Genomic DNA, 22,875 nt, shown 5'->3' on the forward strand with positions numbered 1-22,875 from the left:
GCGCGGTCTTGCAGGCGCCGCTGCTACACTGCGGGCAAAGCAGCAATTTTGGAGTATCAATGGTCATCGTGACTCACGGCGGCAAGTTCCACGCGGACGATGCATGGGCGGTCGCCGTCCTCAACATTCTCTTTCCCGGCGCCGGCATCGTCCGCACCCGCGATCCCGCCATCATCGACGCGGCCGACTTTGCCATCGACGTCGGCGGCGTCTGGGACCCGGCGCGCGGCCGCTTCGACCATCACCAGAAAGGTTTCGATGTCGTGCGCCCGAGCGGCGTGCCCTACGCCAGCGCCGGCCTCGTGTGGCGCGAATACGGCGCGCGCTGCGTCGCGGCCCTCGCCACGACGCACACCGGCCAGCGGCTGACCGACGCCAACGCACAGGAAATTGCCTACGCCATCGATACCGACATCGTGCAGTACCTCGACCTGTCCGACGTCGGCGCCGCGAGGAATGCGCCTGGCGGCTATGGGCTGTCGGCCGTGATTTCCGGCTACAACCCCAACTGGATGGACGAGCAGCGCCTCGGCTACGGCGAACCGGCCGACGCCTATCGCCTGCAACAGTTCCGCCGCGCGATGGAAGTGTTGGCCGACATCATGGTCAATGCCGTCAAATACCGGGTCGGCGCCATGCTCGCGCTCAACGAGGTGCGCCAATCCGAGCTGCTGGAAGACGGCAAGGTGCTGTTCCTGAAAAACGGCGCCCTGCCCTGGTCTTCCGTGGTGCGCAAGGAAATGCCCAAGGTACTGTTCGTCATCAGCCACAATATCGCCGAGCAGCGCCACATGATCCATACGGTCCCGGTCAGCGCCGATAGCTTCGATGCGCGCGCCGACCTGCCGGCCGCGTGGGCCGGGCTGCGCGATGCCGAACTTGCCGCCGTCACCGGCGTGCCCGACGCCGGCTTCTGCCACAACGGCCGCTTCATCGCGTCCGCCAAATCCTACGACGGTATCCGCGCCATGGCCAGGCTGGCGCTGCGCGATGTGGAGCAGGCGCCGGCGCACGGTTGATCTTCCGCAGAGCTCTTCCATTTCGCGATTCCGGCACAGCGGGAATGCGTAGACTGGGGAAATGGCCGTGAGTCACGGCGCTGTCCAGGAGAAGCAAGATGAGGCGATCTGCCCTGTTCTCGGCTGCCGGGTTCGCGCTGCTGGCTGCCTGCTCCACACCCTACAACGCACCGGTCGTCGTGCACGACAGCGCGCCCTTCCCCGGCATCGCCGGCGCCATCGCCCAGGACAGCACGCGCCAGGTCGACGTGGTGCTGGTCCACGGCATGTGCTCGCACGACACGAGCTGGGCGAAAGATGCGATGGACAATATCACCAAGACCATCCGCACCAATACGGAGCCGCAGGAACAGTCCCTGGCTGCAGGCCCGAGCCCGATCCAGGTGGTCGAGCGTTCCGACAAGGCCGCGGGCGGGATGGTGCACTTTCACTCGCTGGTGTGGTCGCCGCTGTCGGCCGCGCTCAAGCAGCAGCTCGACTACGACAACACCGGTAGCTCCACCGATTGCAGCAAGACCGGCGAGTGCAAGCCCAAGCGCGCACGCTACAACGGCAAGCTGAAGGACAGCCTGCTCAACGATTGCCTGTCGGATGCGATGATCTACCAGGGCCAGAGCAATGCGGTGATGAAGCAGGCCATGATAGCCGCCGTGTCCGGGGTGCTGGAGCGCGCCGAAAAACGGCCCGATACGGCGCCGCTGATCGTGGTGGCCGAAAGCCTGGGCAGCAAGCTGCTGTTCGACGCGCTCAGCGACATGCTGCAGCCGGATGCGCCGGGGCGCATGCACGAGCTTGGCCAGGCAGCGGCGCGGCGCATGGCGCTCGTGTTCATGGTGGGCAACCAGCTGCCGATTCTCGGGCTGGCCGAGCAGCAGGTCACGCCCTCGGTGGCGCCGGCCGGGCCGCCGGACTCGCTGCAGCGCTTCCTCACGCTGCGCAGGATGGCGGCGCAGACGCCGAAGCGCAGCGAGAGCCTGTCCAAGCTGGCGGTGGTGGCCTTCACGGATCCGAACGATTTGCTGTCGTATCGGCTGATGCCGTCACGTTATGCGGGGCCGGACGTGGTGGTCGCGGATGTGCTGGTGTCGAATTCGTCGACCTGGTTCGGGCTGCTGGAGGATCCGTTTGCCGCGCACCTGAACTATATGCAGAACAAGGATGTCGGCGCGATGATCGCGTGTGGCTGGCCGCGGTCGAAGGTGTGCAACTAACTCGCTCTCGACGAAGGTCGTTTTTTTCAAACCAGCAGCGGCAATCGCGCATCCGCCGAGAAATCCGCGACACTCGCGGCCTGCCCCAGCATCTGGCTCACCAGCGGCCGCGAATCGCCGCGCCGCCATTGGAAGGAATAGGTGAGCGGCGTCAGGGCCTGCTCGTCCGCCAGGATGCACAGGAGCTTCTCCTGCACCAGCTTCCTCGCCCAGCCCTCGGGCAATATACCGACGCCAACGGAAGCGATCAGCATGCCCGCGATGGCGCCCCAGTTGTTGCAGCTGATGCGCTCGACCGAAGCAATCCCGTGCGCCAGCAGCCAGTCGTCGATCAGGCGCGTGGTCCCGGCGCCCGGCGGCAGCGCGATGATCGGCTGCCGGTCGCGCAGCATCCCGCCCAGGTCCCGGTAGCGCTCCACCAGCGCCGGCGTCGCCATCCACACGAACTGCGCCTGCGTGATCGGCTGCGACAAGACCGTCTGCCGCGACGAGCGCCCGGCGACGATCGCAAAATCCAGCTCGCCGTTGTCGACCCGCGATTCCAGCACCGCGCCGACATTCACATAAGGTTCCAGCACCAGTTTCGGATACTGGGCGCGCACCTGCGCGATGAAGCGCGGCAGCCAGGTCATCGCGCTCAGTTCCCCGACGCCGAACACGCAGCGCCCGACCAGGCCCGCGCCCGGCGCGAAGGCGTGGCGGATCGCGGCCGCGCCATCGAGCAGTTCCAGCGCCCGTGGCAGCAGGCCCTGCCCGGCCTCGGTCAGCACGGCGCGATGGCCGCCGCGGTCGAACAGCGGCTGCCCCAGCGATTCCTCCAGTTCCGCAATCCGCTTCGACAGCGACGACACCGACAGATGCAGGCGCTCCGCCGCAATCGCGAAATTGGCGCAGGTCGCGGCCCAATAAAAAGCTTCCAGTTGTTTAAGCGTCATCTTGAGCGACTTGTTTCGTTTACCGAAACAAGTTTATCGTAAATTTTTCGCTTTTATTTGAGATGCCAATCATTAAGATGCTTCTGTTACCCCGGCTGGGTATGTGAAAGGTATGCATGAGCAGGAAGCGCTATGCCGTCATTGGCGGCGGCATCAACGGATTGTCCGTTGCCCGGCAACTATTGCTGGACAACCCGGACGCGTCGGTCACGGTATTTGAAAAGGAAGAAGCTGTCGCGCAGCACCAGTCGAGCCACAACTCGGGTGTCGTGCATGCCGGCCTGTATTACGAGCCGGGCGGGCTGAAGGCGCGCCTGTGCCGCCGTGGCGTGGAATTGGTCAGGAACTATTGTGCGGACAACGCCATTCCCTACGACGAGTGCGGCAAGGTGGTGGTGGCGCTGGAGCAGGACGAATTGCCGCGCCTGGACGCCATCTACAAGAAATCGCTGGCCAACGGCGTGCCCGGCGTGCGCCTGGTCGACCACGGCGAATTGCGCGAGATCGAGCCGAACTGCATCGGCATTCGCGCCCTGCACTCCCCGCATACCGCGATCGTGAGCTACGGCCAGATCGCGCAGCGCATCGCCCGGGAGATCGAGGAAAAAGGAGGCACGATCCGCCTGAACGCGCCGGTGTCGCGGCTGATCGAGCGTGGTGCCCAGATCCATGTGGAACTCGACAGCGGCGAAGTCCATCCCGAACATTTCGACTACGCCATCGCCTGCTCCGGCTTGCAGTCCGACCGTCTCGCACAGCGTTCCGGCGACGAGGCCACGCCGCGGATCGTGCCTTTCTTCGGGCAGTACTACGTCATCGACGAAGCCTTCAAAGCGCACGTCAAGGGCCTGATTTATCCGGTGCCCGATCCGCGCTTCCCTTTCCTGGGCGTGCACTTCACCAAGCGCATCGATGGCCAGATGACCATCGGACCGAACGCCTTCATTTCCATGGGCCGCGAAAACTACGACGGCAGCCGCTTCAGCCTGCGCGACGTGGCCGATTTCCTGTCCTATCCCGGCTTCTGGAAATTCGCGTCGCGCAATATTTCGGCCACGCTGCGCGAACTGAAAACGGTATTGAGCGAATCGGTCTTCGTACGCGAGGCAGCCCGTTACGTGCCCACGCTGGCCGACGTCGGCGTCACGCCGGCGGTACGCGGCATCCGCGCCCAGGCCATGCAGAACGACGGCGCGCTGGTCGACGATTTCGTCATTCGCCGCCAGGGCAACATCACGCACATCCGCAATGCGCCGTCACCGGGTGCGACGTCCTCGATGGCGATCGCCGAATACATCGTGCGCGAGGTTCTTCCGCGCCAATAAACACGAACAAACCAAAACACAAGATCAGGAGACTTCATGGATATCCGCAAGCCCGAATGGGAAACGCCGGAACAGATGCACAAGCGCTTGAAGAAAGTCGCCGCCGCGACCATCGTCGGCTCAATGTTGGAATGGTATGACTTTTACCTGTACGCGACGATGGCATCGATCGTGTTCAGCAAGGTGTTCTTCGACTCCTCGGATCCGTCGAGCGCGTCGATGAAAGCGTTTTCGACCTTCGCCATCGGCTTCGTGGCGCGTCCAGTCGGCGGCATGTTGTTCGGCTATTTCGGCGACCGTTTCGGCCGCAAGAAGATGCTGTACGTGACCTTCCTGCTGATGGGCCTGTGCACGACCGCCATCGGCCTGATTCCGTCCTATGCCGTGATCGGCTTCTGGGCGCCGTTCCTGCTGGTCGCGATCCGCATCGTGCAAGGCCTGGGCGCCGGCGCGGAGCTGGCCGGGGCCGCCGTCACGTCCTATGAACACGCGACCGAGCAGAAGCGCGGCCGCCAGGGCGCCTGGCCGGCGCTGGGCCTGAACCTCGGGCTGCTGCTGTCGTCGATGACGGTCTACCTGCTCACACTGGGCGGCGACAAGTTCCTGCTGGCCGGCGGTTGGCGCATTCCTTTCCTGTTCAGCGCGGTGCTGGTGATGGTCGGCCTGTGGGTGCGCAAGCAGCTGCCCGAGACGCCGGAATTCGATCACGCGAAGGAAGGCCATGCGCGCAGCACGCCGTTCAAGGAATTGTTCAGCACCAACCTCAAGGGTCTGGGCGTGGTGTTCTTCGTGGCGATCGGCTACAACGCCCTCAGCTATATTTTCAAGACCTTCTCGCTGGCCTACCTCACCCAGTTCAAGGGCGTGTCGGCGAATGTGACCTCGCTGTCGGTCACGCTGGCGAGCCTGGTGGCGATCGTCGCCGTGCCGACTTTCGGTTGGCTGTGCGACAAGTACAGCAGCAAGAAGGTGCTGGTCGTGGGCGGCATCCTGTCGACCCTGTTCGCCTATCCCTTCATGGCGCTGCTGGACAGCGGGCAGAACTCGCTGATCTACCTGGCCCTGATTCTTGGCACCGGCGTGCTGGCGCCGATGATGTTCGCACCGCAGGGCTCTTACCTCAGCCGGCAGTTCTCCGTACAGAGCCGTTCTACCGGGGTCGGTACCGCGCGCGAGATCGGCACAGCGATTGCCGGCGGGCTGGCGCCGCTGTGGGCACTGGCACTGGTGGCGCAGTCGGCGACGCATTCCACGGACGGTGTCGTGCTGATTCTTGGTGGTTCCGGGCTGATTCTCGCGCTGGCTTCGCTGTGCGACCAGGGGTATCGCTTCAGCCGGCACAAGAACTGAGCGAGCTGCCGCCACACCCGTCACCGTCATTCCCGCGAAAGCGGGAATCCCATTTATACGCACACCACTTCAGCGAGCGTGAGCGGAATGCAGGGAGGGGGTTCCCGCGTGCGCGGGAAGTCGTTTCCGGCAGTGCCGGGAACGACGTTCACTCTTTAGCGCACTACGCTAATAAAAACGGCTCCCGCGGGAGCCGTGTTCCTTGACCTTTGATGTCTTAAGCGTAGCTTCGCAAACGCGCCGAAAAATCCTGCAGCGACTTGATTCCCGACGCCTCCGCGCGCGCGCACCAGTCTTGCAGCTGATGCAGCAGCTGGTCGCGGGTCGAATGCGAACGCTCCCAGATCGCGCCCAGTTCCACGCGCATCTGGTGCATGGTTTCCAGCGCCTTGCTGTGCTCGAACAGCTCGACGAGCTGTTGTTTCTGCGGCGCTTCCAGCTTGGCCGGTTCACGCTGCAGCAGCTTGCGCGAAGTCTTCAGGAAACGCGATTCCAGCTGCGCCTTGTCCTTCAGGTGCTCGACCTCTTCGCGGAACGCGCGCTTGACCGACTTGGCGTACTTGGCCGTCACGTCGTAGCGGTTGGCGATCACCGCCTGCAGCGTGTCGAAATCCGCGACCGCCTTGTTCTTCACGCGCTTCGGCTTCGGCGCCACTTTCTTCACCTTGGCCAGGCCGACGATCTCCATCATGCGGATGTAGGTCCAGCCGATGTCGAACTCGTACCATTTACTGGACAACTTGGCCGAGGTCGCGAAGGTGTGGTGGTTGTTGTGCAGCTCCTCGCCACCGATCAGGATGCCCCACGGGAAAACGTTGGTGGCCGCATCATTGCAGTCGTAGTTGCGATAGCCCCAGAAGTGGCCGATGCCGTTGATGACGCCGGCGGCCCAGATCGGGATCCATAGCATCTGCACGGCCCAGATCGTAATGCCGATCACGCCGAACAGGGCAACGTTGAGCGGCAGCAGCAGCGACACGCCCAGCCAGCTGTACTTGCTGTACAGATTGCGCTCGATCCAGTCGCTCGGCGTGCCGTGGCCGTACTTGTCCAGCGTTTCCTGGTTCTTGCTCTCGGCGCGGTACAGCTCGGCGCCTTCCAGCAGCACCTTGCGGATACCCTTCTTGACCGGGCTGTGCGGATCTTCCTCGGTCTCGCACTTGGCGTGGTGCTTGCGGTGGATGGCGGCCCACTCCTTGGTCACCTGGCCGGTGGTCAGCCACAGCCAGAAACGGAAGAAGTGGCTGGGGATGGCGTGCAGCTCCAGCGCCCGGTGCGCCTGGTGGCGGTGCAGGTAGATGGTGACGCAAGCGATGGTGATGTGCGTGACGACCAGCGTGTACAGCACAAGTTCCCAACCCGACAGGTCCACCAGGCCCGTGTCGAGGAAACTCAGCACCGCGTGCAGGGTGTTGCTAAACAAATTCATTCATGCTCCAGAGGGGATTGCCAGATTGCTAAACAACGCGCGAATGCGCGCGCAAGCAAACCACCATTTTACGCGTAACTACTGCCCTTCGGCACGAGTTGGAGCAATCAGGCGGGCTTTGTTTGCGCATCAGGCGACACATTCGTTGGCGGCGTGACATCAGTCACGCGAACGTCGAGTCCCGTCGTGGCAAGTTTGATTTGCCCGGATTGCACCAGGCCATAAATTCGCTTGTTGAGGTCGGCCGCGACACCGCCCAGTCCGTTCTCCGGATCGCCGACCCAGAAGCCGACGTCGAGCTCGTAGCCTTCCGGCGCGATACGGCTCAGGCCGACCCCGGGCGCCGGGTCGGCCAGCACCCGCGGCGTTTCCTTCGCCAATGCAAGCAGCATGGGCATGACCGCGTTCAGGTCGGAACCATGGGCGACGATCAGCTTGGTCGAGCCGCGCACGCGGCGGCTGGACAGCGACTGGTTCTGCACCGGCACCGAAATCAGCATCTCGTTTGGCAGCACGGTTTCCACGCCATCCAGGCCTTGCAGCACCGTGTAGCGGGTGTTGATGTTGGTGACCTTGCCGGTGTACTTGTCGAGCGAAATCATGTCGCCGATCGACAGGCTGCGCTCCAGCAGGATGACGAAGCCCGACACGTAATTGCTGGCGATCCTTTGCATACCGAGTCCGAGGCCGACGCCGAAAGCGCCGCCGAACACCGACAGGACGGTCAAGTCCAGCCCCATCGACTGCAGGCACATCAGCACCACGACGATGATGAGCAAGGCCTTGCTCAGGCGCGCCAGCATCACCCGCAGCGAGGTGTTGACGCTGGCCATGCCCATGATGCGTTCCTGCAGCGCCGCGCCGATCCACATCGCCAGCATGACCAGCACCACCACCGACACGCCGCCGCGCAGGAAGGCGATGACACTCGGCCAATCGCGTTGATTCTTGCCGATCGGGATGTACAGGACGTTGAGGTAGTCGTAGAGGTCGTCCCACATCCCGCTGATGTACAGCGCAGCGCCGAGCCAGGCGACCAGCGCGAACACCTTCTCGAACAGGACGAAGTGCGCGCCGAGCTCTCCCGTGCGCGCGAACACGCGCCGCAGCAGGTAAAACACGCAGCGAATCACCGCCAGCGACAGGAAGATCGGAATCGCCACCCGCACCAGGTTGATGTGCAAGTGCTGCCAGACCAGGATGCGCTTGGCGCCGTACAGCAGCGCCACCACCATCAGCGGGTCCAGCACGGCGAGGAAGCTCTGGGCGCCGAGGCGCACGAAGCCGCGCTCGCCATCGCCGCGGGCCGACATCATCTTGCGGATGATGCGCGCCAGCAGCCAGCCCAGCGCCGCGCAGGTGAACACCGCCACCGCCTGCCACTTGATGCCGGGCCGGGACAGGTCCTCGAGCAGGTCGGGCAGCAGGCTGGACAGCGGCGAACTGACCACCATCTTATTGCTCGTCCTCTTCCGCGGCCTTGGCCGGTTTCGCGGCCATTGGCTTACGCTCCAGCACGGCGGCGAAGAAGCCGTCGGTGTTGTGCTTGTGCGGCAGCAGCTTGAGGTACTTGTCCATTTCGAGCGGAATCTTCTGCTCGGCCAGCACGGTGCTCATCGGCACCAGCTGGAAATCGTCGTGGGTCGCCAGGAACTGCTCGACCACGGCATCGTTTTCCTCGTTCAGCAGGCTGCAGGTCGCATACACCAGGCGGCCGCCGCTCTTGACCAGGCGCGAGGCGCCGTCCAGGATCGACATCTGCTTTTCCTGCATCTCGGCGATTGCGTCCAGCTGCTGGCGCCACTTCACGTCCGGATTGCGGCGCAGGGTACCCAGGCCGCTGCACGGCGCGTCGACCAGCACGCGGTCGATCTTGCCGGCCAGGCGCTTCACCTTGGCGTCGCGCTCGTGCGCGATGACAACCGGGTGCACGTTGGACAGGCCCGAGCGCGCCAGGCGCGGCTTCAGCTTCGACAGGCGTTTTTCCGACACGTCGAAGGCATACAGGCGGCCGGTGTTGCGCATGATCGCGCCCAGCGCCAGCGTCTTGCCGCCGGCGCCGGCGCAGAAATCGACCACCATCTCGCCGCGGCGCGCGCCGAGCAGCTGGGCCAGCACCTGGCTGCCCTCGTCCTGCACTTCTATCGCGCCGGACTTGAACAGCGGCAGGTTCTGCAGCGCGGGCTTCTTCAGCACGCGCAGGCCCAGCGGCGCATACGGCATCGGCTCCGCGATGATGGGCGCGGTGGCCAGCTCGGCCACCACGTCGTCGCGGTTGGCCTTGATCGAGTTGACGCGCAGGTCGAGCGGCGCCGGCGTGTTCAGCATGGCGGCCAGCTCCATGGTTTCCTGCTCGCCGAACTGGGCCACCAGCTTGTCGAACAGCCACTGCGGCATGTTCGAGCGCATCAGCGGCGACAGCAGGCTGCGGTCGATCTGGGCGATGCGGGCGAGGAACTGGTTCTCTTCTTCCGTGAGGCCGCCGAGCGATTCGGCGCCGACGGCTTCGGCCATGCCCAGCAGGGTCAGGCGGCGCATCGGCGCATTGCCGGAACCGGCGAAGTCGGTGAAGAAGGACTTGTTGCGCAGGACCGCGTAGACCGCTTCGGCGACGGCGCCGCGCTCGCGGCCGCCGAGGCGCGGATGGTCCTTGAAGTAGCGCGACAAGGTGACGTCGGCCGGCGCGGTAAAACGCAAGATCTCGCGCAGCACCTCTTCGGTGTTGGCGAGAATTGCTGGAGGCAATCTCATGGAATTCCTTGAATCAGATTTTGTTTGCTTCGGCGATCACGACGCCATCGTCGACGATGCTGAGCCGGTCCTCGACGAACAGGCGAACCGCGTACGGGTACAGCTTGTGCTCTTCCGACAGCAGGCGCGCGGCCAGCGTGTCCGGCGTGTCGCCCGGCCGCACGTCGATGCGCGCCTGGGCCACCACCGGGCCGTGGTCCAGCTGCGCCGTGACGAAGTGCACGGTCGCGCCATGTTCGAGCACGCCGGCGTCGAGCGCCTGGCGGTGCGTGTCCAGGCCCGGGAACAGCGGCAGCAGCGACGGGTGGATGTTCAGCAAGCGGCCCGCATAATGCTCGACGAAGGTCGCGGTCAGGATGCGCATGAAGCCGGCCAGCACCACCAGGTCCGGCGCGAAGCCGTCGATCACCTGTTGCAGCGCGGCGTCGAAGGCGTCGCGGGTCGGGTAGTCCTTGTTGGAGACGACCGCGGTCGGGATGCCGTGTGCCTTGGCGAATTCGAGACCTTTGGCGTCAGCCTTGTTGCTGATGACGGCGGCCACGCGGGCCGGCCACTGCTCGGCGGCGCAGGCGCGCACCACGGCTTCCATATTGCTGCCGCGGCCGGAAATAAGGATCACGATGTTCTTCATAGCCCGCCATTGTAACCCGAGCGGGGCAGTTTACCGTCACGATCGAGCTAGTTACCACCACCTTTACCGTCATCCCCGCGGAAGCGGGGATCCCATTTTGCGTCCAAATAGGGAAAGGTTGCGCTATCGGCTATGGTGCGAAATGGGGTTCCCGCGTCCGCGGGAACGACGGTCGGGATTTATTCAAACGAATAGAAAACCCGGAACGGCACCTTCTTCTCGGCCCAGTAATCCGCGGCGTCGCGAAACACATCGAGCAGGTTCTCGCGCGCTTCCTTGTCGAACTTTTGAGTATTTGGCAACTGCTCCAGCACGACGATGAAACCCGGCTGGACGCCCGCCTTGTGGATGGTGTCGGTGAGGCACAAGCGCAGCGCCTCGAAATTCTTGCTGCATTGCTTGGGAAAATGAAAGCTCTGCCCGATACCCGCACACACCTGCTGCTTGGTCAAGGCAGCCGCACAACGCGCGTACAGGAAGTGGTGCCCCAACCTGCCAGCCTCTTCCTGCAGATCCGCAACCCGGAACGCACGAATGGACTGCACCAGATTTGGCGCCACTGTCATCAACAAACTCATTTTTCCCTCAAGTTGACCAGGTAGGAATTGGATTCTCATCGCTCAGGCATGCCTCCTGTGCTTCTCTCCCGCTTTTCGTTTCGATGAATTAACCCTAATTTTTTCAAGGGTAACGTTTTGTGGTAGTCGAATCAACCCAAATGTTGACTAATTGCACCAATTTTTGGAAAAATCCTCTGATAACTCAAGGATTTGCGTGCTTCGCCACCTTGCGCATCGGGTGATTCCACCTGTTACAATTTGTTGCCACGAAGACTGTTGTGTGACCTCGACTGGACGTACTATAAGATCGTGGCACTAAACAATTAAACCGAATTAGCACCACCCCAGAACGAGGTACTCAATGAAACTCCAGACCAAACTCCTGATTTCCGCACTCGGCCTTGCCGCCCTTCCGCTGGCGCAGGCTGCTGATTTTGATGACTTCGGCCGCGTCGTCCGCGTCCAGCCGCGCGTAGAGCAAGTGCGTGTGCCGCGCCAGGAATGCCGCACCCAGTACGTACAGACCCCGGTCCAGCAGCAGCGCGGCTCCGGTGGCACCGTGATCGGCGGCATCGCCGGCGCCCTGCTGGGTAGCCAGGTGGGCGGCGGCAACGGCAAGGTCGCAGCGGCCGCAGCCGGCGCCATCGCCGGCGCGATGGTCGGCGACCACGTCGAAAACGACGGCCGCCCGGTCGACGGCGGCGTGCAGGAACAGGCCGTGCGCCAGTGCCGCAACGTCGATGAAATCCAGACCCGCAATGCCGGCTACGATGTGACCTACGAATACCGTGGCCACACCTACACCCAGACCATGAGCCGCGATCCGGGCGACCGCATCCGCCTGCACGTTTCGGTTGTCGCCGACGCCTACTGATCCCCGGCGGGCCCAGCCCGCTTCCCTTCGGGTTCCCGATTTGCTTGCGCTACGGGAACCCGTCGCCTGATAATAGGGCGGTTTTCCCAGGCCGCCCTATGCTCATCAAACGCAAATCCATCGAACAAGCCGAGTCCTCCCGCCGCCCTGCGCGCAAGCCAACGCGCAAGCCCAAATATGCGCCGGTGACCCTGTCGGAAGCGGATGGCGTGCGCTACCTGCACTTCGGCACCGAATGGGTCCAGGGCGCGATGCGCATCCGCAAACCGGACTGGCCCGAGCTCGAATATGCGCAGCAGATGATGGCGTGGATGCTGTTCATCGACACGCCGCGCGCCATCTGCCAGCTCGGCCTGGGCGCCGCCACCCTCACCAAATTCTGCTACCGCCAGTTTCCTGAAGCGCGCGTCACCGCGGTCGAGCTGAATCCGGCCGTGATCGCGATCTGCGAATCGATGTTCAAGCTGCCGCCGAACGATGAGCGCCTGCAGGTGCTCGAGATGGACGCGCTCGATTTCGTGGAAGACCCGGCCAACCACGGCGCCTTCGACGTGCTGCAGTGCGACCTGTACGACGCCACCGCGCGCGGCCCGGTGCTGGACACGCCCGAGTTCTACCTGGCCTGCAACGCCTGCCTGGCCGATGGCGGCATGATGACCGTGAACCTGTTCGGCGACCATCCCAGCTTCGGCAAGAACATCAAGGCCATGCGCCACGCATTCGGCCAGGTGATCTGCCTGCCCGAGGTCCACGAAGGGAACGTGGTCGCGCTGTGCTTCAAGGAGCGCCGCGCGATCGACCTCAAGGCCCTGGCCGACGTCGCGGCCCGGATCAAGACCGATACCAAGCTGCCCGCCAAATCCTGGGTCAAGGGCATCGAAGCCGCACTTTCAACCAGCAGGTGACCATGGACGGCGATTCCCGCGAACCGAAAAGCACACGCCTCAAGAAGCTCGACCTGCAGGCCATCTTTTCGTGGCTGCTGGCCGACGGGATCGTCACCAAGGAACACGTCAAGGCCAACTACGCGCAGGCGCAGGGCATCCTGAAGAACGCGGCCGGCTCGATGCATCCGCTGACCGCGGTCGCGCAGTGCAAGCTGGTGTCGGCGCTGGCCCCGCACCGCCTGCTCACACTCGACGTGCTGACCGAATGGTGCGCGGCCAAGGTCGGCCTGCCCTTCTACCGCATCGACCCGCTCAAGATCGACTTCGCCAAGGTCGCGGATGTGATGTCGGCCAGTTACGCGGCGCGCTTCAACATCCTGCCGGTGGACCTGACGCCGACCGCGCTGGTGGTCGCCACCGCCGACCCGTTCAACAAGGAGTGGGAACACGAGATCGCGCGCATCTCGCGCCGCAAGGTGGAGCTGGTGATCGCCAACCCGCTCGACATCGCGCAGTACATCTCGCAGTTCTTCAGCCTCGCCAAGTCGATCAAGGACGCCAACAAGGCCGGCGGCCAGGACCTCGCGCTGAGGAACAACCTCGAACAGCTGGTCGAGATGGGCAAGGCGGACCGCCAGTTCGACGCCAACGACCAGCACATCGTCAACATCGTCGACTGGCTGTGGAGCTATGCCTTCGATCAGCGCGCATCGGACATCCACCTGGAGCCGAAGCGCGAATTCGCCGTGGTGCGCTTCCGCATCGACGGCATGCTGCACCAGGTCTACCAGGTCCCGGCCACCGTGATGATCGCGATGACCGCGCGGATCAAGCTGCTGGGGCGGATGGATGTGATCGAAAAACGGCGCCCGCAGGACGGCCGCATCAAGACCCGCACCAACGGCGGCCAGGAAGTCGAGCTGCGCCTGTCGACCATGCCGACCGCGTTCGGCGAGAAGCTGGTGATGCGTATCTTCGATCCGGAAGTCGTGGTGAAGACGCTGCCGGAGCTGGGCTTCCCGCCGGAAGACGCATCGCGCTGGGACGCGCTGACGCAACGGCCGCACGGCATCATCCTCGTCACCGGGCCGACCGGCTCGGGCAAGACCACCACGCTGTACACCACGCTCAAGGCGCTGGCGACCAGCGAAGTGAACGTGTGCTCGGTCGAGGACCCGATCGAAATGGTGGAGCCCTCGTTCAACCAGATGCAGGTCCAGCCGGGCATCGACCTGTCGTTCGCGGACGGCGTGCGCGCGCTGATGCGGCAGGACCCGGACATCATCATGGTCGGCGAGATCCGCGACCTGGCGACCGCCGAGATGGCGATCCAGGCCGCGCTGACCGGGCACCTGGTGCTGTCGACCCTGCACACCAACGATGCGCCATCGGCCGTGATGCGCCTGCTGGAGCTGGGCGTGCCCTACTATCTGCTCGAGGCGACGCTGATCGGCATCATGGCGCAGCGCCTGGTGCGCACGCTGTGCACCCACTGCAAGGCGCCGGATGGCGAGCTGGCGGACGAGATCTGGCAAAGCATCGGCGGCGCGTGGAATGTGCCGAAGCCGCAGACCGTGTACCGCGCAGTTGGCTGCCCGGAATGCCGCCAGACCGGCTATCGCGGCAGGACCGGCCTGTACGAGCTGGCGACGGTGACCGAAAAGTTCTCGCAGCTGATCGGCGAAGTGACCGACCTGGGCGCGCTACGCCAGCAAGCCGCCGCCGACGGCATGAAGCCCCTGCGCCTTGCCGGCGCGCTGAAGATCGTCGAAGGCGTGACCACTGCCGAAGAAGTCCTGAAAGTCACCTCCGCCATGGCCTGATTGGAAGCACGTCGTCCCCGCGAAGGCGGGGACCCATGCTGAACATCCGAAGCCAGCAGCAGAGATTACCCGACACTGCCATCGAGGCCGACCGACTATTGCACAAACAATTGCACAAACACCACTAGCGCAATCCCCAAGCTCCCGCTATAATATCGACCTCTTCGGGTCGTTAGCTCAGTTGGTAGAGCAGCGGACTTTTAATCCGTTGGTCGCAGGTTCGAGCCCCGCACGGCCTACCAAAGATAAAACAGGAAGCCCACGAATTTCGGTTCGTGGGCTTTTTGCTTTCCTGATCAGGGCACCACGGTCATCGCCAGCACTTCCACGTTGGCGTTATTCGGCAGCACCACGCTCTGCACCGTCTTCGCATTGTTCAAGGCGAAGGTGTAGTTGTACAGATGGAAGGTGCGGCTGTCCCGTCCGCCGGTGTTGGTGTCGCGATAGCTCATCGGCACCGCATCCAGCTCATTGGCATAGCTTTGCGGCGTAAACCAGTCGCTCACGCTCTGCGTAAAAGTCGTCGACGTTCCGTCCGTGTAAGTGACTTTGAACAATTGGGACGTCTGGTTACCTTGGACCGCGGTAGCCATCATGCGCAGCGACGAGTACTGACCGGCCGGAAGCTGGATCGTCTGCCCCGCTGCGCTCACATCGTTCTTGGCATTGGCCGCCCCATAGTTATAGGTGACGCCATTGAAGGTCGTCGACGACCCCAGCAGGTTGGCGGAATAGGCAAAACCCTTGTTGTCCAGGCCGCTCGTGCTGGCGAACGTCGTGCCGTCGGTAAAGACGCCCCAACGGGTGAAAGCGGTCGACAGGCTGACCGGCGTGCCGGGCGGCGGCGCCGTCGTCGTGCCCAGCACGCCGGCCAGGACCACCACGTTCCGGTTGCTCGGCAAGGTCAGGCTGGTCACCGTCTTCGCGCTATTGATCGGGAACGAGTAGCCGTACAAATAGAAGGTGCGGTTGTCCTTGGTGCCATCGGGATTATTACGGTATGCCATCGTGACCGCTTTCGATTCGCCCGGATAGTTCTGAGGACTGAACCAATCGCTCATGCTTTGTGTGAGCGTCGTACTGGTGCCGTCGGAATAATTCACGATGAAGGTTTGCGACGCCTGGCTTCCCTGGACGCCAGTGGCGAGCAGGTTCAGCGTGTTGTACTGGCCGGACGGCAGCGCGATGGTCGTGTTGTACCAGGCGTCCAGCGTATCCGCCGAGCCCAGCGTGAACGTGGTGTTGTTCCACGTGACCGTCGAACCGAGCAGCGTCGCCGAGTAGGCGTAACCGCCGCCATCGATGCCGCCATTGGTGATCGCCGTGCCGTCGGTGGACCGGGCCTCGGCGTTGTAGGCGCCGGTCGGATAGGGGTTGATGCCAAGGCCGTTGTTGATGGCGCTGGCATAGGCCTGGGTCTTGTTCTGGCCGTTGTAGGTCTGGCCGACGATGTCGTCATACAGCCACAAGAAGCCGCCGGTGATGCCGCACTGGTTCCTCCAGTTCTGCATCTGGGTCTGCATGCCCGGCGGCGTGTAGTTGGAATCCCACAGACCGGGGAAAACCGGCAGGCTGCCGAAATTCCAGCCCGAGCACGGCGAATTGCCTGCGCCGCCCGAATAAGCCTGCAAGTGCACGCCATTGGAAGCAGGTCGATGCGCAGCGCGACGCATGCACAGCCCACGGGTCCCATGAGCGGCCGCATTGTGTTTTTCGGTTGCCCTCGTTTGTTTTTTCGTAGCTTGATTTGGCGTCGATTGTCGGTGATATATTAAAAAACCGATTGTATTGAATATATAGAATACATAGAGCTGTTGTCGCATACCTATAACGGAGACAAAATCGTGAGAGAGAGTACCCCGCACCCGCTTCGGCCGAAGCGCCTGAGCTTTGCCGTGTCGATGGCCCTGGCGTCGCTGGTGGCGAGCAATGTCGCGCTGGCCCAGGAAAATCCGGCACCGCCCGCCGATGCCGCCGGCGCGGAAAAAGTGGCCGTGGTGGTGGTGAGCGCGACCCGCGCATCGCAGCAGTCGAGCATCGACCGCAAGAAGAACGCGGCCACAGCGATCGATTCGATCGTGGCCGAAGACGTCGGCTCGCTGCCGGACCGGAACATCGGCGAAGCGATCTCGCGCATGTCGGGCATCGCGCTGGACCGCGGCGATTACGGCGAAGGCGTCAGCGTCGCCGTGCGCGGCAACTCGGCCGACCTGACCCGCGTCGAGATCGACGGCCAGGGCGTGCAATCGGCCGGCGGCGCCGACATGGGCGGCAACAGCGGCGCCAGCGGCCGCGCGGTCGAGTTCCGCCAGCTGTCGTCGGACCTGATCAAGAGCGTGGACGTGGTCAAGGGCTCGACCGCCGACATGACCGAGGGTTCGCTCGGCGGCGGGATCATCATCAAGACCCGTACCGGCCTCGATTTCAAGAAGCCCTTCGTGTCGCTGCGCGTGGCCGGCACCCAGACCTCGCTGAACAAGAAGTGGGAGCCGGACGCCAACCTGATCCTGGCCGACAAATTCCTCGACGGCCGCCTCGGCCTGCTGCTGAACGCGTCGACGACCACGCTGGCCAACGAAATGCACTCGCAGCAGAACGCGTTCAGCGCGCTGCAGGGCTACTATCGCGTGGCCGACTTCGACAATTCGCCGCAGAAGACCTTCAGCTTCCTTCCGAATACCCTGAACAAGGCCGACGCCAGCGTCAACCAGCCGCTCCTGCAGTCGCCGCTGACCGCCGGCGGCTTCTTCAACTCCGCGACCCCGATGTCGGTGCTGACCCAGTCGGCCGCCGCCCAGACCAAGGCCGACTGCTACGCGGCCTTCCCGGCGATCAGCGCCACCCAGCTGAACGCGATCGCATCGGCCAGCCGCAACGCGGCCCAGGCCCAGCGCGGCAACGAGCTGGCCACCTGCCTGAACCAGTGGAACGACTACACGCCGTCGAACGTGCGCTACTTCGTCAAGCGCGAGATCGACCGCCGCCAGAACCTGGACCTGCGCGCCGACTTCAAGGTCAACAACCAGCTGACCGTGTATGCCAAGGGCAGCTACAACCGCCGCCGCGACGACCTGTCGCAGCTCACCTACACCCTGGGCAACGTGCTGACCAACACCGGCACCACGATCAGCCCGGCCTACACCGGCGCGACCTTCGTCGACAACAACACGACCGGCGTGCGCAGCGCGGTGCCGGGCTCCGGCTACTACGTCTACGACTACCCGACCACGCGCAGCAGCGGCTACCCGCTGGCGGGCACCGTGGTCAACATCGTGCCAAGCTCCATCGTCACCGACGCCAACCACCACCTGACCTCGTACACGATCACCGACGGCCAGGCCACCACCGACCAGCTGCACGACGTCGCCTACGTGACGGCGAAGTACATGCAGCTGGGCGGCGCCTACAAGAACGGCCCACTGACCACGGAGTTCTTCATCGGCGACGCGCGCTCGGACTTCCGGCGCGCCCAGAAGCGGATCAGCTTCACCAACTTCTACGGCCCGACCACGATGTCGGTGCTGCCGAACGGGCTGTGGACCTACAGCTTCCCGGGCAGCGGCTTCAACCAGGCCGACCCGGCCCAGTATGTGCGCGTGTTCCCGGCCACCTCGAACGCCTCGGCGCAGCCGCTTGGCCCGCTCAACACGCGCGCCACGCCGGCCTACACCATCGCCCAGCAACCCCTGCTGAGTTCTTCGTCGCCGCGCACCGAAGCATTCTGGAACCCGCAGATCCGCGCCACCGAGGAACGCACCGCCAAGTTCGACATGGCTTACGCGACGCCCGACTCGATCCCCTACATCAAGCGCATCAAGGCCGGCTTCAACCTGCGCGACAACCTGGTCGACAACTGGAACCCCGGCGACGGCAACAGCGGCGGCATCGTGATGCAGGCGGCGGTCGGCACCTACGGCCAGCCCGGCTACCAGGCGCCGATCGTGCTGCCGACGCCGATCGCGCGCACCGTGGTCCAGGCCTGCCAGGATACCGCCGGCTCGCTGGCGCCGGGCGGCAAGGCCTGCCAGTACGGCTACCTGTCCAGCCCCGACCCGCGCCTGGCCAATAACGGCACGCTGCAACTGACGCCACAGCAGTTCCAGGACCTGGTGGGGAATGTGCTGACCGGGCCAGCCACGTCGACCCAGCTGTTCAGCGGCGCCAAGGGACGTCCGGCCGGCATGCTCGACAACTGGACCCAGATCGACGTCGAGAAGGCCTTCGCCATCATCGGCGCGCCCAACACCAATTACGACTGCGTAAAGAGCTGCACCGCCAACGACGGCAAGGTGTATGACCAGCCGGTGCAGAAGCTGAAGGAGCGCACCCAGGCCTTCTACGTGATGGGCGACTTCGACATCGACCACCTGCCGTTCACCGACATCGCCCTGCCCTTCGGCTGGCAGATCGACGGCAACCTCGGCTACCGCTTCGTGCGCACCAAGGTCAGTGGCGTGGGCATGATGACGCTGACCTCGATCACGCCGACCGCGTCCTACGACCCGCTGAACCCGACCGCGCCGGGCGGCACCATCACCAACACCTACATCCGCAACACCGCGGTCAGCGCCAAGACCACGGACTTCCTGCCGATCTATAACCTGGCGATGTGGGCGGTCCCGGACAAGCTGGTGGTGCGCTACAACCGCGCGCGCACCGTGGCGCGTCCGCCGATCACCCAGCTGCTGCCGGCCGGCACCTGCACCTATGACGAAACGCTGGCGGTGGGCGGCGACATCGCCCAGCGCTGCAGCGGCACGCTCGGCAACCCGTCCTTGCAGGCGCAGAAGAACCTGAACCAGAACCTCAGCCTCGAGTTCTACCCGAACAAGGACACGATGTTCTCGGCCGCCGCGTTCAACCAGAAGGGCATCATCGGTCCGGCGCTGAGCCAGGGCGTGAACAAGCTGCCGCTGTTCTCCGGCTCGCCGCTGGTCGATCCGGCCACCGGCACCGACCTGTCGAGCATCCCCTTCAACTACTCGATGTGGATGAACGGCGCCGCAACCACCCGCAAGGGCGTGGAACTGGGCACCAAGACCGCCTTCACCTTCCTGCCGTGGGCGCTGCGCTACACCGGCTTCGACGCCAACGTGACGCGCCTGCGTTCGGTCACCACCACGGAAAATGCGGTCGACTTGCTGACCGGCGAGCCGCTGCCGCCGCAGCGCGAGTCGAAGTACACGTACAACTGGGCGGTGTGGTATGACGACGGCCGCCTGTCGGCGCGCGTCGCGGTGCAGGCCGTGGCGTACTCGTTCTCCTGCATCGCGGGCTGCACCCAGCAGGCCGCGATCCAGAACTATCCGGCGGTCGGGGTCCAGCTGACCAAGTTCCCGTACAACCCGGGCTCGCCGGACTACAAGGACACCACGCGCTTCATCGACGCCAAGATCTCGTACAAGCTGCAACCGAACGTCGAGGTTTTCATCGAAGGCCGCAACCTCGGCAACGCCACCACCACCAACAGCCAGCGCATGTCCACCCCGTTCGCCGACGGCACGCCGAACCTGCTCGACTATTCGTACGCCGGCCGCCGTATCATGGTTGGCCTGAACTTCCGCAACCTGTAACCGGAGACGCAAGTGAATCGACAAAATCCCCATCGGCCGGCGCGGCGCAGCTTCCTCGTCACGAGCGGCCTGGCGCTGGCCATGCCGGGCCTCGCCAGCGCCACCGTGGTGGCCAAGACCACGGATGGGCGCGACAGCCTGAGCCTGTGGTACGACAAGCCTGCCGGCCCGTGGGTCGAAGCGCTCCCGATCGGTAACGGGCGACTGGGCGCCATGGTGTTCGGCCGCGCCGCTCAGGAGCGGCTACAGCTGAACGAGGACACGCTGTTTGCCGGCGGTCCCTACGATCCGGCCAACCCGGACGCGCTGGCGGCGCTGCCCAAGGTGCGCGCTCTGATCGACCAGGAGAAATTCAAGGAGGCGGCGGAGCTGGCCAGCGCCTCGATGATGGGCAAGCCGGTGCGCCAGATGCCGTACGGCGCGGCGGGCGATCTCCTGATCGACTTCCTCAACGTGAAAGGCGCCACAAGCTACCAGCGCTCGCTCGACCTGGACAGCGCGATCGCTACTACCCGCTTTACCGATGGCGCCACCCGGCACTTGCGCGAAGCCTTCGCCAGCGCGCCGGATGGCGTTGTCGTGCTGCGCCTGGCCATGCGGGGCGGCGGCCTGCTGGACCTGGACCTCGGCTACCGCGCACCGGCGAACGTCAAGTCCCCCGGCACGCAGACACCGCCAGCGCCCTTCACTGGCGCGGCCTGGGACGAACGCGAATCGACGGACGCCGGCATACGCCCGGCTGCGCTGTCGATCCGCCCCGACGGCGATGGTGCGCTGCTGATCGAGGGCCGCAACCAGGCGGCCCAGGGCATCGAAGGCGCGCTGCGCTACGCGGTGCGGGTGCGCGCCGCCAGCGACGGCAAGGTCGGCGCCGTCGGCGATCGCCTGCAGGTGCGCGGCGCCAGCACCGTCACGCTGCTGGTGTCCTGCGCCACCAGCTACGTCAACTACGCCGACGTCAGCGGCGACCCGGTCGCGCTGGTGCGCGAGCGGACCGAGGCCGCCGCGCGCAAGCCCTATGACCGCCTGAAGGCCGACCACGTGGCGGCGCACCAGGCGCTGTTCAAGCGCTTCTCGATCCGCATCGGCAGCGGTGCGGTGGACAAACGGCCGACATACCAGCGCATCGCCGTGTCCGAGACCGAAGCGGATCCTGGCCTCGCGGCGCTGTACGTGCAGTACGCGCGCTACCTGCTGCTGTCGTCCTCGCGCCCCGGCTCGCAGCCGGCCAACCTGCAGGGCCGGTGGAACGAAGGGAACAACCCGCCATGGGGCGGCAAGTACACGATCAACATCAACACCGAGATGAACTACTGGCCGGCGCACCCTGCCAATCTGCGCGAATGCGTCGAGCCGGTGTTGCGCATGCTCGAGGACCTGGCCGTGACCGGCGCCGTGGTCGCGCGCAAGCACTACGGCGCGCGCGGCTGGGTCACCCACCACAACACCGACCTGTGGCGCGCCACCGCGCCGATCGACGGCCCGAACTTCGGCATGTGGCCGCTCGGCGGAGCGTGGATGTGCAAGACGCTGTGGGACCACTACGAATACCATCCGGACGAGGCCTGGCTGCGCCGCATCTATCCGCTGCTGAAAGGCGCGTCCCTGTTTTTCGTGGACGTCATGGTCGAGGATCCCAAGGGCCGCGGCCTGGTGACCTCGCCCTCGATGTCGCCCGAACACAACCACCATCCCGGCGCCGCGCTGTGCGCCGGGCCGGCGATGGACCGCCAGATCATCCGCGACTTGTTTGCATGGACCTTGCAGGCGCACGCTGTGCTCAAGGATCCGGACGCCGGCTTCGCGAAGACGCTCGAAGCGACGCGCGCGCGCCTGCCCGCCGACCGCATCGGTGCGCTGGGCCAGCTGCAGGAATGGCTGGAAGACTGGGACCTGCCGCACGACACCCACCGCCACGTGTCGCACCTGTATGGCGTCTACCCGAGTGAACAGATCAACGTGCGCGACACGCCCGACCTGATCAAGGCGGCCAAGGTGTCGCTCGACATCCGTGGCGACAAGTCGACCGGCTGGGCAACGGCGTGGCGGCTGGTGCTGTGGGCGCGCATGGGCGATGGCGACCGTGCGCATTCGATCCTCAGCGGCCTGCTCGGGCCGACGCGCACTTATCCGAACATGTTCGACGCGCACCCGCCGTTCCAGATCGACGGCAATTTCGGCGGCACCGCGGGCATTCTCGAAATGATCGTGCAGTCCTGGGGCGGCGAGATCCTGCTGCTGCCCGCGCTGCCGGCGGCGTGGCCGGACGGATCGCTGCGCGGCGTGCGTGCGCGTGGCGGCGTGGAGCTCGACATCGACTGGGCCGGGCATCGCGTCCAGCGCCTGGCCTTGCGCGGGCGCGCGGGCGACAAGCTGAAGCTGCGCTACGGTGCGCGTGTGCTGGACATCACGCTCGATGGCACAGGCCGCGCGAGCATTGACGGCCGCCAGTTGCAGGCGGCGTAACAGGGCGTCTCACGTTGCGCGAGCGAGCGCGCAACGTTTTT

General features: G+C 64.7%; 16 protein-coding genes and 1 tRNA gene. 10 read left to right on the forward strand and 7 right to left on the reverse strand.

Going from position 1 to position 22,875, the window contains the following annotated elements; all coding sequences use genetic code 11:
- The first annotated feature begins 59 nt into the window (after positions 1–59).
- Entirely contained in the window at positions 60–1,019 is a 960-nt protein-coding gene (locus NX778_RS09170) for an MYG1 family protein (RefSeq protein ID WP_258811420.1), read from the forward strand.
- A gap of 98 nt (positions 1,020–1,117) precedes the next feature.
- Positions 1,118–2,230 carry a hypothetical protein gene (locus NX778_RS09175; RefSeq protein ID WP_258811421.1) on the forward strand — a complete coding sequence of 371 codons (1,113 nt, stop codon included), beginning with the start codon at positions 1,118–1,120 and terminating at the stop codon, positions 2,228–2,230.
- Positions 2,231–2,256: 26 nt separating this feature from the next.
- Here the strand turns inward: NX778_RS09175 and NX778_RS09180 are convergent, their stop codons facing one another.
- A complete protein-coding gene (locus NX778_RS09180) occupies positions 2,257–3,165 on the reverse strand; it encodes a LysR family transcriptional regulator (protein ID WP_258811422.1) in 909 nt (302 codons plus the stop codon).
- Between the two features lie 116 nt (positions 3,166–3,281).
- Here NX778_RS09180 and lhgD point away from each other — a divergent pair, with 116 nt between their 5' ends.
- On the forward strand, positions 3,282–4,490 hold the full coding sequence (lhgD, locus tag NX778_RS09185; protein ID WP_258811423.1) for an L-2-hydroxyglutarate dehydrogenase: 1,209 nt from the start codon (positions 3,282–3,284) through the stop codon (positions 4,488–4,490).
- Positions 4,491–4,526: 36 nt separating this feature from the next.
- On the forward strand, positions 4,527–5,840 hold the full coding sequence (locus NX778_RS09190) for an MFS transporter (RefSeq protein WP_258811424.1): 1,314 nt from the start codon (positions 4,527–4,529) through the stop codon (positions 5,838–5,840).
- Between the two features lie 217 nt (positions 5,841–6,057).
- Here NX778_RS09190 and NX778_RS09195 read toward each other — a convergent pair whose 3' ends face one another.
- From NX778_RS09195 to NX778_RS09215, 5 genes are all read right to left on the reverse strand, one after another.
- Positions 6,058–7,269: a DesA family fatty acid desaturase gene (locus NX778_RS09195; protein ID WP_258811425.1), complete on the reverse strand. Its 1,212-nt coding sequence runs from the start codon at positions 7,267–7,269 to the stop codon at positions 6,058–6,060.
- A gap of 107 nt (positions 7,270–7,376) precedes the next feature.
- Positions 7,377–8,723, reverse strand: a complete 1,347-nt coding sequence (locus NX778_RS09200; protein WP_258811426.1) for a mechanosensitive ion channel family protein — start codon at positions 8,721–8,723, stop codon at positions 7,377–7,379.
- Position 8,724: 1 nt separating this feature from the next.
- A complete protein-coding gene (locus NX778_RS09205; RefSeq protein WP_258811427.1) occupies positions 8,725–10,020 on the reverse strand; it encodes an RsmB/NOP family class I SAM-dependent RNA methyltransferase in 1,296 nt (431 codons plus the stop codon).
- A gap of 13 nt (positions 10,021–10,033) precedes the next feature.
- Positions 10,034–10,651, reverse strand: coding sequence for a phosphoribosylglycinamide formyltransferase (purN, locus tag NX778_RS09210; RefSeq protein WP_258811428.1), 618 nt, complete (start codon positions 10,649–10,651; stop codon positions 10,034–10,036).
- Positions 10,652–10,830: 179 nt separating this feature from the next.
- Entirely contained in the window at positions 10,831–11,229 is a 399-nt protein-coding gene (locus NX778_RS09215) for a barstar family protein (protein ID WP_258811429.1), read from the reverse strand.
- A gap of 343 nt (positions 11,230–11,572) precedes the next feature.
- Here NX778_RS09215 and NX778_RS09220 point away from each other — a divergent pair, with 343 nt between their 5' ends.
- The 4 genes from NX778_RS09220 to NX778_RS09235 all read left to right on the forward strand — a co-directional run bounded on the left by NX778_RS09220 (position 11,573) and on the right by NX778_RS09235 (position 15,037).
- Entirely contained in the window at positions 11,573–12,085 is a 513-nt protein-coding gene (locus tag NX778_RS09220; RefSeq protein WP_258811430.1) for a glycine zipper 2TM domain-containing protein, read from the forward strand.
- Positions 12,086–12,183: 98 nt separating this feature from the next.
- Positions 12,184–12,990 (forward strand): spermine/spermidine synthase domain-containing protein, encoded by an 807-nt coding sequence (locus NX778_RS09225; RefSeq protein WP_258811431.1) that lies wholly within the window; start codon positions 12,184–12,186, stop codon positions 12,988–12,990.
- A 2-nt stretch (positions 12,991–12,992) separates the two neighbouring features.
- Positions 12,993–14,795 carry a type IV pilus assembly ATPase TfpB gene (gene tfpB / locus NX778_RS09230; RefSeq protein ID WP_258811432.1) on the forward strand — a complete coding sequence of 601 codons (1,803 nt, stop codon included), beginning with the start codon at positions 12,993–12,995 and terminating at the stop codon, positions 14,793–14,795.
- A gap of 166 nt (positions 14,796–14,961) precedes the next feature.
- Positions 14,962–15,037 (forward strand) — tRNA-Lys (locus tag NX778_RS09235).
- A gap of 54 nt (positions 15,038–15,091) precedes the next feature.
- Here the strand turns inward: NX778_RS09235 and NX778_RS09240 are convergent.
- Positions 15,092–16,426: a beta-sandwich domain-containing protein gene (locus NX778_RS09240; RefSeq protein ID WP_258811433.1), complete on the reverse strand. Its 1,335-nt coding sequence runs from the start codon at positions 16,424–16,426 to the stop codon at positions 15,092–15,094.
- Between the two features lie 213 nt (positions 16,427–16,639).
- Here NX778_RS09240 and NX778_RS09245 point away from each other — a divergent pair, with 213 nt between their 5' ends.
- A complete protein-coding gene (locus NX778_RS09245; RefSeq protein ID WP_258811434.1) occupies positions 16,640–20,368 on the forward strand; it encodes a TonB-dependent receptor in 3,729 nt (1,242 codons plus the stop codon).
- Between the two features lie 12 nt (positions 20,369–20,380).
- A complete protein-coding gene (locus NX778_RS09250; RefSeq protein WP_258811435.1) occupies positions 20,381–22,834 on the forward strand; it encodes a glycoside hydrolase family 95 protein in 2,454 nt (817 codons plus the stop codon).
- The last annotated feature ends 41 nt before the right edge of the window (positions 22,835–22,875 follow it).

The organism is Massilia terrae, assembly GCF_024753145.1.
Taxonomy (GTDB): Bacteria; Pseudomonadota; Gammaproteobacteria; order Burkholderiales; family Burkholderiaceae_D; genus Telluria; species Telluria terrae.